This window comes from Streptomyces sp. NPDC000941, from assembly GCF_053599555.1.
The window spans coordinates 1-11,547 of record NZ_JBSFMM010000296.1; the positions used below are offsets into that span (position 1 = coordinate 1).

Sequence of the window (11,547 nt, forward strand, 5' to 3'; positions counted from 1 at the left end):
GCCACCCCACCGGGGGTGGCCGCGCCATCCGGACGGATCGCCCATCAGCGCCGCGTACGGCGGATTGGCCAGGAGCATGGTCCCGGTCGCGTCGAGGACCGCGACGGGGGTCCCGGTCAGCGTCTCTGATCGGCTTGGGTTTCCTTGGTCGTCCTGAGTGGTCCGGGGCGACGTCGGGTGGATGGCTCGTGTTGGTGTGGCGACGGGGGTTGGAGTCCCGTGGGTGTGAGCCGTTTCCGGCCGCTTGGTGCGGTCGGTGCCGGTCGTGTTCGGTTCCTGCTGCTGTCGACGCCGCTGGGTGCGGCGGGTCTGGCGCGGTGGAGGCCGCCCTGCCGGACGCTTTCCGGGCCGGTGTGGACCCGGCCGGGGCAGGGACCCCGCGTCGCTTTCCGGGCGCGGGGCGTTTGGTTCGTGGGAGCCGTGGAGTCTGCTCCCTGTTCTGTTGGCAGGCCGACGCGGTATGGAGATTCGCGGCCAGGACTGCACCGTAGCGCCGTCGCCCCCACGGGCAACCGCTCCACCGGACATCCCACCCGAACGCATGAACATATCGAACGGGCGATCGAAAAAATCGCGGCGTCGCCCGCCCAGCAACACCCAGGATCCTCAGGCCAATCGAACGACTGCTGCACACCCTGTCTAGCAGGCGCTGGATGCTCGGGGTGATATGCGCGGGGACCGTGTCCGGGCCCGGCGGCGCCAGCCCGGCCAGCCGGAACAGGTGTGCGCGCTCGGTGTCCGACAGCCGCAGGGCCCTGGCCAGGGCCTCGACGACCTGAGTCGACGGATTGGAGGCGCGGCCCTGTTCGAGGCGGGTGACGTAGTCGACGGAGATCCCGGCCAGCAACGCCAACTCTTCGCGGCGCAGTCCGGGCGCCCGCCGGTGTCCGCCCGCGGGCAGTCCGGCCGCCTCGGGCGACACACGGTCGCGCCCCGCCGGACCCTGGAGGCATGACGACAACACTCATCACCGGAGCCAACAAGGGGCTCGGTTTCGAAACCGCCCGTCGGCTCATCGCGGCAGGTCACACCGTCTACGTCGGCAGCCGGGACGCCGAGCGCGGACGCCGGGCCGCCGAGCGTCTCGGCGCGCGGATGGTCCTCATCGATGTCACCGACGATGCGTCCGTCGCGGCCGCGGCGAAGGCCGTCGAGGCCGATGGCGGACTGGATGTGCTGGTCAACAACGCCGGCGTCGAGGCGCGGGAGCCGGACGGAGGGGTGGCCGGCGCCGCGGAGGTGACCGCCGACGCGATGCGTTCGGTCTTCGAGACGAACGTCTTCGGCGTGGTGCGCGTGACCCATGCGTTCCTGCCGCTGCTGTCGCGGTCCGCCGCCCCGGTCGTGGTCAACGTCAGCAGCGGCCTTGCCTCGCTGACCCGGGTCACCGCCCCGGACACCCCGACGTACGCCTACCCGGGCGTCGCCTATCCGGCGTCGAAGACCGCGGTCAACATGGTCACCGTGCAGTACGCGAAGGCGTTCCCGCGGATGCGGATCAACGCGGTGGAGCCCGGCTACACCGCGACGGATCTGAACCGGCACACCGGCATCCAGACCGTCGAGGAGGGCGCCGAGATCATCGTCCGTATGGCGCAGGTGGGCCCCGACGGCCCGACCGGGGGCTTCTTCGACGCCGAAGGCACCCTGCCCTGGTAAACCGATCGGTTTCAGTGTGGCGGAAACCGGACTAGCCTGTCGCACATGACCACAGATGCGACGAAGACGAGTTCCCGCGACCGGCTGCTGGATGCCGCGGCCACCCTTGCCTATCTGGACGGCGTCGGTGTCGGCGTGGAGGCGCTGTGCAAGGCGGCGGGGGTGTCCAAGCGCTCGATGTACCAACTTTTCGAGAGCAAGGACGAACTGCTGGCGGCGAGCCTGGAGCGGCGTGCCGCCGGCTTCTCGACGTGGTTCCTGCCCGGCGCGGACGATGCCCGTACGCCGCGTGAGCGGATTCTGGGCCTCTTCGAGCAGGCGGAGGAACAGGCGGGCCAGTCGGCCTATCGGGGCTGCCCCTTTCTGGCCGTGCAGATCGAGCTGAAGGATGTGGATCACCCCGCGAGCAGGGTCGCGCACCGGATCAAGGAGGGCCTGACGGCGTTCTTCCGGGACGAGGCCGAACGGGGCGGGGCGAGCGATCCCGATCTGCTCGCCCGGCAGCTGAGCCTGGTCTTCGACGGGGCGAGCGCCCGCGCCGGTATCCAGGCCGACTCCCTGGCCGGGCTGCTCCTGCCGACCGTGGTCACCCTGCTCGATGCCGCCGGTATGCGCTGACCTGCCAGGGTGCGGCCGCGCTCGGGGCCCTGTCCGCCGATCGGTGCGCCTTCTGCTCAGTTGCGTTTTCAAACCCACCTTGTGTCGGGAAACCGATCGGTTTACGGTGGCGATGTCAGTTTGAGAAACCGATCGGTTTACCACAGTGGGAGACATCATGACTGCGATCAAGGACGCCGTTGTTCTCGTGACCGGCGGCAGCCGCGGCATCGGCCGGGCGCTCGTGGAGGAGGCCTATGCGCGCGGTGCCGCCAAGGTCTACGCCACGGCCCGCGATCCGCGCACGGTGACACACCCCGATGCCGTCCCGGTGGCGCTCGAGGTCACCGACCCCGCCTCCGTGGCGGCCGCCGCCGAACAGGCCCAGGACGTCACCGTCCTGATCAACAACGCCGGCGCCTTGGTCGGCGCCTCCTTCCTCGGCTCCCCGGTCGACAACATCCGCCGGGAGTTCGAGACCAACTTCTACGGGCCGCTGCTGGTCGCCCGGGCCTTCGTACCCGTCATCGAGCGCAACGGCGGTGGCCACATCCTCAACGTCCACTCCGTGCTCTCCTGGGTGGGCAACGCCGGTTCCTACAGCGCCTCCAAGGCCGCCCTGTGGTCCCAGTCCAACTCCCTGCGCCTGGAGCTGCAGCCGCGCGGCATCGGGGTCACCGGACTGCACGTGGGGTACGTGGACACCGATATGACGGCGGACATCGACGCGTCCAAGGCCGACGCGGGCCAGGTGGCCGCGGCCGCGCTCGACGGCGTCGAGTCGGGGGCGTACGAGGTGCTGGCCGACGACCTCACCCGGCGCGTCAAGGCGGGGCTGGCCGAGGACCCGGCGGTGCTGTACCCGCAGCTGGCGCAGTAGCGCCCGCGTGTTCAACCGCGGGTCGCAGCCGTCCGGCCTTTATCGGCGCCCCCGCTACGCGGTGCCCGAACCTCCCGCCGTGAGGAACCAGTCGACCGCCGAGCTGACCGCGGCGGGGTTCTCCACCGGCAGCTCATGGCCCGCGTCGACGATCCGTACCACCGCGTCCGGGTAGTCCTTGGCCATCCGCAGCATCTGCGACACCGGCAGCTGGATGTCGTGGTAGCCGTGCAGCAGCAGCGTGGGCGTCCGGATCTCACCGACCCGGTCCAGCACATCGAAGGCCCGCATCGCATCGTAGCACGTCATGACCACCTCGCGCGGCGTGGACGCGGAGGCGCGGGCGTATTCGCGCACCTCGGCGCGCGGGTATCCGGGGCTGAAGGCGCGCTGGATGTTGACCGTGACGAAGACGCGGAACGGCAGCAGTGTCGAGGCCGCCATCAGCAGGGCGCGACCGCGGTTGTAGACCATCCGGCTGATCGAGTTCACCAGGACCATGCGCTCGATCCGCTCCGGGTGGTCGAGCGCCAGCGTCTGGGCGATCATGCCGCCCATCGAGTGGCCGACCGGGACGAAGCGGTCCACCTCCAACCGGTCGAGCAGGGCGGACACATCGCCCGCCAGCTCCGCGATGGTGCGCGGCATGCCGTCGCTCTCGCCGTGCCCGCGCAGATCGAGCCGGATCACCCGCCGGTGCGGGGCGAAATGCGCCATCTGGTGGTCCCAGCGGTGCCGGTTGGCCGTCCAGCCGTGGATGAACACCAGCGGCACACCGTCGCGGCGACCCTCGTCGTCGAACGTCAGTCGGGCGCCACCGACTTCGAGCTGCGGCATGGGTCATGACCTCCGGGCTGTGGACTACGGGATTACCGGTGCTTGCCCAGGAAGTCGAGGATGTGCCCGAACACATCGAGGGCGGCGCCCCGGCCGAGGAACGTATCGAGGTGACCGTAGCCGGGGACCTCGGCGTACGCCACATCCAACCGCGGCTGACGCGCGGCCAGCACCTCGTGGCACAGCTTCTGGGAGTCCAGCCACAGCCCGTTCTCGCTGCCGGAGAGCAGCAGCACCGGGCAGTCGATACGACCGGCCCGGTCCAGCGCGTTCTCTGGCAGCGCCCGGTAGCGGTCGTCCCCGTGGTGCCAGCGCACCACGCTGCGCGCCAGCTCGATCCGGCGCAGATGCGGCAGGATCCACAGCGGCGCCGGGCCCAGCAGCTCCGCCAGCCGGCTGTGGGTGGTGGTCGACAGATGCTCGTGTACGAACAGCGAGGCGCCCGTGCCCCAGGCCGAGTTGTGCAGGATCTGGCAGGTCGGGTCCGGGCAGCTCGCCTTCCGGGAGGCCAGGGCGAACAGCGGGGTGTACCGCGACCAGAAGCCCACCGTGCGGAAGTCCACGGGGATGTGGTCGACACGGGACTTCAGCAACTCGGCGGCCAGCGTCATCCGCAGGGACGTACGGCCCGCCAGCTTCGGCGTCAGAAACACCCCCTGCGCCACCACCCCGGCGAGCCCGGGCACCAGACCGCCCGCCATGCTCATCGACAGCGAGAGCGCGCCGATGCAGTGGGCCACGACGAACAGCGGACGGTCCCCGATCCGCTGCCGGACCAGCGCCACCGCCTCGGGGATGTCGTACACGGCGACATCGTCGTAGGTGTACCGGCGGCCGGTCTCGTTGTACGGGAGCCGGCAGCTGCCCCGCCAGTCCAGCAGCCACGGTTCGTACCCCTCGTCCAGCAGGACCTCGACCAGGTTGCGGGTCTCGGGCAGCAGAAACATGTCGGAGGACGCGGTGTGGCCGTGCAGCAGCAGCACCGCGGGGCGGTGCCCCTGGCCGGGGGAGGAGTCGGTGGTGACCCTGCTCAGGCCGAGCCGGGTCCCGTCCTTGGTCCGGAACGGGATCTCCTCGACCCTCGCCCCGTCGAGCCGGGCGTACAGCGGCCGGAGGGCCACCGGGGTCCGCGGGTTCACCGGGGCCATCGGGGTCTGCGCGGTCCTGCGGGATCGCGGGATCCTCGGGGTCAGCGGGGTCATCGGGTGCGCTCCGTCAGCGTCGGGTTCCGGCGAAGGTCGAGCAGGTCCGCCCCCACTCGGGCGAACGGGCCGAGCAGGCCGCGGCCCACCTCCAGGCCGAACCAGGCCAGCCATGTCAGTTTGGCGACCCGCTTCTCCTGGCTGGAGAGGCGCGGATCGACCCGGATGCCGTCGATCTGGTCGCGCACATAGCTGTCGGCGGGCACGACGACCTCGCCCGCCAGACAAGCGGGCTCGCCCTCCCGGCCGATCTCGACGGTCAGCGCCCGAGTCTGCCGCCACACATCGCGCCGCGCACGGGCGAACTTCCGGCCCTCCAGCCACCACCGCCCGCCGTCGGCGTCCCGCAACCGCAGCCGGTAGAGCAGCAGTTGATGCCGCAGACCGTGCGTCAGGGGTATCCCCTCCTGCGGACGGACCCACAGATCGCCCCGCTCGACCACGACCGGATCGGGGTGCAGCAGCGCGCAGAAGAGCTCTCCGCGGACATCGACCCGGCGCTCCCGCACCAGCTGGTACATGCTGGCGATGGACAGGGTCAGCGACAGCGTGCACCTGCTGTGCGCGGGCCCGCCGACCGAGCCCAGGCTCCCCTCGATCGTCTCGGGGAACCACAGATACGGCGGGTCCTCGCGGTCGGGCAGCCGGCCAAGGCCGTCCTTCGCCAGCCGCTCGAACGTCTTCAGCTGCGCCTGCGTGTCGTACCGGGCCGCGGCCGGCAGGTCGTGCGCGGCGACGAACGCGCTGGTCCGCTCGTCGGTGGCGGCCGGCCCCGTCAGCGTCGCCTCGCACAGCTTGAGGGCCGCGGGGCTGCGCAACACCCTGGTCAGGAAGTCCAGCTTGGGGACCGGTTCGGCCTCCAGACGGGCCAGGGCGTCGGCTCGCCACTCGTCCCAGTCCTGCACCGTCACGTTCATCCCGCCGAACCCCATGTCCCGCACCACGTCGTCCAGGGTGTTCGGGACGCCGGTCAGGTTGTAGTTGTAGCCCCAGGCGTCGGGTTCGCAGATCACGGCCGCCGCCACCCGGCTCACCCAGTCCACCGGGGCGGCGTTGAGGTAGCGGAAGGCGGGCACGGTACGGAACCGGCCGAACGCCGAGATCAGCCCGCTGCTGAGGTCCTGGGCGTTGTACGCGCCCGTCTTGGTGTGTCCGCCGATGCCAGCCGGGCGCATCATGGTGACCACCAGACCGTGGTCACGGGCGCGCCGCAGCGCGGTCTCGGCGGCCCACTTGGACCTGTCGTAGCCTGCGACGAGGCGGTCGATACGGGCGAGCGGATCGTCCTCGCCCATGGAGACGATGCCGACCTGGTTGAAGACCGCGATCGACGAGATGTGGTGCAGCGGCTTGGGCCGCCCGGTCGCCGCCAGTTCGGCCAGCGTCAGCGGCCCGATCACATTGCTCTGCCGCAGCGACGCGTAGCCGCGCAGAAAGTCCACCGCCGCCGCCACGCTGACGACCGAGTCCAGCTCCTCCGCCAGCGCGTCCCAGCGCTCCTCCGACAGGCCGAGGCGCGGCCGGCGGAGGTCGCCCGGCAGCACCGTCACCCGCCTGCGGATTTCCGAGGACCAGGGGAGGGCGAAACCGGCCAGCGCGGTGCCGAGCCGCGATGTGGCCTCTTCCTCGTCGGCCGCGCGGATCAGGCAGTAGACGTGGGCGTCGCTGTACCGCAGCAGATCGAGCAGCATATGGCCGCCGAGAAAGCCGGTTGCCCCGGTCAGCAGGATCCGACGGGGCGGGTCGGGCTCCGGCGGGCCCGTCCACGGCAGGGCGTCGGCGCGGGCGAGGTCGGCCAGGACCAGGTCCAGGTCCTCGTCGGCGGTGTTCACGGGCAGGGCGCGGGCCGTACGGACGGGGGTCGTGGGGACGGGGGTCGGCGGGGTGTGTACGGTCCGGATCCCGGTGGCGGAGAGCCAGCGTTCGGCCAGCCGGCGCGGCCGGGCGTCGGCGAACACATCGTCCAGGGCGAGCTCCACACCCGATTCCCGGGCCACCGCGGCGACCAGCTCCACCGCCTCGACGGAGGTGCCCCCGGCGTCGAAGAAGTCGGTGTCGGGCCCCATCCGGCCATCGGGCAGATAGCGGGCCGCCGCGGCGGCGATGGCCTCCGCCAGCTGGTCCACGTCGGCGTGGACGCTCGCGCCGACGTCGGTATCGATGTCTGAGTGCGGCTCATCTTCGGGATCGTCGCCCGCCGTTGCCTGTGGGGGGGCCGAGGCCCCGGGCAGGGCCCGGGCCAGCAGGCCGGCCACGCTGAGCCCGCCGCCGCCCCGTTCGATCGACTCGCCGGTCAGCCGCTGCCCCTCGTCCGCCGCGCCCATCTGCATGGCCTCGTCACTCACGCGTTCCGTCCGTCCTTTCGTCAACTCACTGCTCCCAGGACCGGAACGCCCGCAGGTGTTCCGGTGTCGTCACGACCGTCAGCCGCGTGTCGTCCGGCTCGCCGCCGCCCAGCGCGGCGAGCAGCCGCCGGGCCGGTACGTTGCGCGGTGTCCGCTCCGCCGTCAGGCGCACCGTCGCGCACCCCAGGGCGTCGGCGCGGTCGGCCAGCCGCCCCAGCAGCCGCTCCTCCACCCCGCGGCCGAGCGCACGGCAGCTGAGCATCCAGGCCAGGACGTCGAGCCGGTCGCCCTCCTGGCGCACCGCGAGCAGCCCGATCTGCCCGTAGTCCCCGAACCGGTCGCGGGCCGCGGCCGTCCACACCTCGCCCTGCCGACGCCACCGCTCCAGATCGCCGCCGTCGGGCGACCGGGCGCGGAGGGTGAACTGATTGGTACGGCGTACGAGTTGCTCGGCGCGCTGGACATCGGGTTCGGACAGCGGCCGGATGTCGACCTCCAGGTCCAGCTGGGCGAGGAATTCCGCGAATCCGGCCCGCTCGCGCTCCGCGTCTCGGGCCCGCTCCTGGCGGTAGAACTCCGCGCGCAGCGAGTCCTCCGCCGTGGCCGCCGCGGGGACCAGCGGCCACAGCCGGGCCAGGAAGGGTGCCAGCTCCCCGGCCGCCGGGCAGGTCACGGACAGCACCTCGGGCAGCGCGGACCGCATGGCGGCGATCTCGACCGGGTTGTCGTCCAGGAACACGAAGCTGTCGAGGCCCAGGTTGAGGGTGCGCGCCGCGGCCTCCAGGCGCTCCGTCTTGCGGCCCCACGTGGCGGAGACCACGCTGAAGTGTTCTGCCCGCAGCAGGCTGTCCGGGCGGTCCAGCACGGCCCGTACCGTGGCCTCGTCGTTGTTGCTGACCAGGACCAGCAGAGCCCCGGCGGCACGCCACTGGAGCAGTTGGCGGGCCAGCAGCGCGCGGGGGCCGCCGAGGTCCACACGGTCCGGGCCGATCTCCCCGGCCACACCGCTCCACAGCGTCTCGTCGCCGTCCACCGCGATCACCTTCGGCGGCGTACGGCGCACGGCCCGGACCACCTCGGCCAGGGTGAGGGCCACGGCCGCCTGGAACGGCGGGGTGAACGGAAGATGCGCCAGTTTGTCGGTGTGGTCGTCGAACCGGTCCGCGACCGCGTGGTGCCGGGTCCAGTCGTCGTGCCGCAGCACCGCGACACCGGGCAGCTCCGCGAGTTCGGCGGCCAGCTCGCGCTCCCACCGCTCCAGACGGTCGTCGCCGTACGAGGACGGCAGGAACCCGACGACCAGCGGCGTCCGGGTCCGCTCGGACAGGGCCCGCAGCGCGGCCGGGTACGCCGTGCGCAACTCGGCGAGCAGCGCGTCGCCGACCGGCCCGAACCGCTCCAGGTCGGTGGCCCTCAGCAGCACCACGCCGAGCGCCGTGGAGGGGTCGGCGAAGACCCCGGAGGGATCCCGCAGGCTCGCCAGCACATGGTGGTAGGGCGCCTCCGCGACCGTCACCCCGTCGCCACCGCCGTTTGACGCGGTGTCAGTCGCGTCATTCGCGTCGTTCAGGGCCGTTTCGCACAGCAGTGGCAGGTTGCCGAGGGCGAAGGTGGCCGCGAGGGCGAGCGAGTGGCGCGGCGTCGCGGGACGGGCGGGGGCCGGGGGACGGGCCGGGGTCGCCGGATCGTCGGCCGCTGCGGCGAGCAGCCGCAGAAACGCCTCGCCGAGCGCGGCGCAGTCGGCCTCGTCCATGATGTCCAGGTTGTAGTCCAGCCGCAGCCGTCCGGAGTCCGGCGTCATGGTGACCATCAGGTCGAGGTCGGAGTATCCGGTCCCGGCCGGCAGGACCTCCAGGTGGTCCAGCCGTGCCGCCGAGGACCGTACGTAGTTGAAGTACACCTCGACCAGCGGCGCGTTCTCCCGGTGGAGCCCCTGCGCGGCGAGCGCCGACAGGGCGTCGGAGAACATGGCGCCCTTCGTCAGCACCCGGTCCAGGCGGCCGTCGGCGCGGCGCAGTACGTCCTCGATGGCCTCGCCGGGGGCGGCCTGGGCCGGGATGGGCACCGGCACCCCGAAGAAGCCCACCGCGTCGTACGCGTCGACGTGGATACGGGTGTCCACCGGCACGGCGAGCACGAACCGGTCGCGCTCCCGCTCGCGGGCCAGCAGCACGGTCAGGGTGCCCAGACAGAAGGCGGCCGGGGTGATCGCCAGCCGGCTCGCCCGGGACGACACCCGCTCCATGAGCCGGACGGGGACCGCCAGGGTCACACTGCCCGCCCGGAAGGAACGTACGGGCGGGCGCGGCCGCGTGAGCGTCAGGTCGAGCCGGGCGCTGCCGGTGAACGCCTCGCGCCACTCGGCCGCCGCGTCGCCGGGGTGGTCGGTGAGCTGTGTCTCCTGTGCCTGGAGCAGCAGGTCGATGTCGCGGTTGGAGACGGTGTCGTCCAGTGGGGTGTCGCCCAGCGCGGTGCCGGACAGTTCGCGGTCGATCTCGGCCACCATGAGCAGCAGCGACTGCAGGTCGCTCACCGCGTGGTGCGCGCCGAACACCAGGACCTGGCCCCGGTCGCCGCGGTCGAGCAGTTCGAACCGCCACAGCGGAGCGGACGCCAGGTCGAACGGCGGCTCCAGCAGCTCCCGCAGCCGCCCGTCCACCTCGGCATCCTGGTCCGCGCCGCCGCCGAGCTCGGTCCAGCGCAGCAGGGGTCCGGCGGGCTCTCGTTCGATCCGCAGCCGCGGTGCCTCCCCGGTGCCGGTGAGGATCGCCGTACGCAGCGCCGCGTGTCGCCCGGCCAGCCGGTTGAGGATGTCCGTCAGCCGCCGCCGGGTGGTGGGCACGGTGAGCCGGACCGCGAGGCCGATGGCGTGTGCGGCGCTCGGGGTGTCCTGCCGGGCGCTGCGCAACAGCCGCACCACGTCACGGGTCGCGGGCCGCATATCGGCCTCGGGCACCTCTGCCTCGGCCGCCGGAAGAGCGGAACCTGGCCCGGTGGTGGCGGTGGTGGCGGTGGTGGCGGTCGTGGCGTTCTGGGTGGTGTCCCGCTCCGCCAGCGCCGCGCCCAGGTCCCGCGCGAGGCCGCGGATGTCGGCCGCTGAGAACACCGCGGAGGTGGGCAGTTCGACGCCGAGGTCGCGGGTGAAGGCGTTGCGCAGCCTGACGATCATCAAGGAGTCGAGGCCCAGCTCCTTCAGGGCCGCGGTGGGGGCGGCGTCCGTGACACCGAGGCCGGCCACTTCGCCGACCCTGGCCCGTACATAGGACTCCAGCCGGTCGGTCCGCTCCCGGGCAGTCGTGGCCGTGAGCACCCGCTCGACCAGCCCGTCCGCGCCCGGCGCGGCGGCCGGAGCCGCTTCCAGGGCGGTGACCAGGCCGGACAGCAAGGGCCGCGACCGTGCCACGTCGCGGTCGGACGCGAGCGCCGCCCAGTCCAGGGCGAGCGGCGCGAGCTGACGGCGCGCCGTGGGCAGCAGCCGCTCGAACAACTCGCCTCCCTCCTGCGGGGAGAAGCCGACCAGCCCCGACCGGCTCACCGACGCGGCCCGGGTGTCGGACTCGGCCACCAGCCCGACGCCCGTCCAGGCACCCCAGTCGAGGCTGAGCGCGGGCCGGCCGGCGCGGGCGAGATGGTGTGCCCAGGCGTCCAGGAAGGCGTTCGCCGCGCAGTACGCGCTCTGCCCGGCCGAGCCGAGCAGGCCCGCCGCCGACGAGAACAGCACCAGGCGCTCCGCCTCCGGCACCAGCTCCGTGAGCAGGGCCGTGCCCAGCACCTTGGGGGCGAGGACGCGCTCCACCCGCTCATCCGTCAGATTCGGCAGAGTGGCGTCGTCGAGCACACCGGCGGTGTGGACGACGCCGGTGACCGGGCCGAGTTCGCGCCGCAGCCCGTCCAGTGCGGCGGCCAGGCCCTCCCGGTCGGCGACATCCGCCCGGACGTGGCGTACGGTCACGCCGCGCCCCCGCAGCGCCTCGAGCCGGCGCGCCGCCTCCGGGGTGGGCGCGCCCCGGCTCAGCAGCGCCAGCCA

The 11,547-nt window shown here is 72.5% G+C and carries 7 protein-coding genes and 1 pseudogene; 3 read left to right on the forward strand and 5 right to left on the reverse strand.

Annotated elements, in window-relative coordinates; genetic code table 11:
• Positions 1–631: 631 nt before the first annotated feature.
• Positions 632–964, reverse strand: a pseudogene (locus ACWDSL_RS48170) (helix-turn-helix domain-containing protein); the annotation flags it as partial.
• Between ACWDSL_RS48170 and ACWDSL_RS48175 the strand changes: the two are divergent.
• The 3 genes from ACWDSL_RS48175 (at position 952) to ACWDSL_RS48185 (ending at position 3,136) form a co-directional block, all read left to right on the forward strand.
• Positions 952–1,659: an SDR family NAD(P)-dependent oxidoreductase gene (locus ACWDSL_RS48175; protein ID WP_450495436.1), complete on the forward strand. Its 708-nt coding sequence runs from the start codon at positions 952–954 to the stop codon at positions 1,657–1,659. The pseudogene ACWDSL_RS48170 and the gene ACWDSL_RS48175 sit on opposite strands and share 13 nt — an antisense overlap.
• Positions 1,660–1,704: 45 nt before the next feature.
• Positions 1,705–2,277: a TetR/AcrR family transcriptional regulator gene (locus ACWDSL_RS48180; RefSeq protein WP_450495438.1), complete on the forward strand. Its 573-nt coding sequence runs from the start codon at positions 1,705–1,707 to the stop codon at positions 2,275–2,277.
• A gap of 157 nt (positions 2,278–2,434) precedes the next feature.
• Complete coding sequence (locus ACWDSL_RS48185; protein ID WP_450495440.1) at positions 2,435–3,136, forward strand: SDR family oxidoreductase; 702 nt, start codon at positions 2,435–2,437, stop codon at positions 3,134–3,136.
• Between the two features lie 54 nt (positions 3,137–3,190).
• On the opposite strand, the gene ACWDSL_RS48190 is transcribed toward ACWDSL_RS48185, so the two are convergent.
• The 4 genes from ACWDSL_RS48190 to ACWDSL_RS48205 form a co-directional block, all read right to left on the reverse strand.
• Complete coding sequence (locus ACWDSL_RS48190) at positions 3,191–3,973, reverse strand: alpha/beta fold hydrolase (protein WP_450495442.1); 783 nt, start codon at positions 3,971–3,973, stop codon at positions 3,191–3,193.
• A 32-nt stretch (positions 3,974–4,005) separates the two neighbouring features.
• Complete coding sequence (locus ACWDSL_RS48195; RefSeq protein WP_450495444.1) at positions 4,006–5,175, reverse strand: alpha/beta hydrolase; 1,170 nt, start codon at positions 5,173–5,175, stop codon at positions 4,006–4,008.
• Complete coding sequence (locus ACWDSL_RS48200) at positions 5,172–7,520, reverse strand: thioester reductase domain-containing protein (RefSeq protein ID WP_450495446.1); 2,349 nt, start codon at positions 7,518–7,520, stop codon at positions 5,172–5,174. Before ACWDSL_RS48200 ends, ACWDSL_RS48195 begins: the two co-directional genes overlap by 4 nt.
• 25 nt (positions 7,521–7,545) lie before the next feature.
• On the reverse strand, positions 7,546–11,547 hold a 4,002-nt coding region (locus tag ACWDSL_RS48205), incomplete at its 5' end, for an HAD-IIIC family phosphatase (protein ID WP_450495448.1).

Coding starts and splice junctions, on each gene's coding strand:
- ACWDSL_RS48185 (WP_450495440.1), top strand. CDS start 2,435: ATGACTGCGATCAAGGACGCCGTTGTTCTCGTGACCGGCGGCAGCCGC.
- ACWDSL_RS48180 (WP_450495438.1), top strand. CDS start 1,705: ATGACCACAGATGCGACGAAGACGAGTTCCCGCGACCGGCTGCTGGAT.
- ACWDSL_RS48175 (WP_450495436.1), top strand. CDS start 952: ATGACGACAACACTCATCACCGGAGCCAACAAGGGGCTCGGTTTCGAA.
- ACWDSL_RS48190 (WP_450495442.1), bottom strand. CDS start 3,973: ATGCCGCAGCTCGAAGTCGGTGGCGCCCGACTGACGTTCGACGACGAG.
- ACWDSL_RS48195 (WP_450495444.1), bottom strand. CDS start 5,175: ATGACCCCGCTGACCCCGAGGATCCCGCGATCCCGCAGGACCGCGCAG.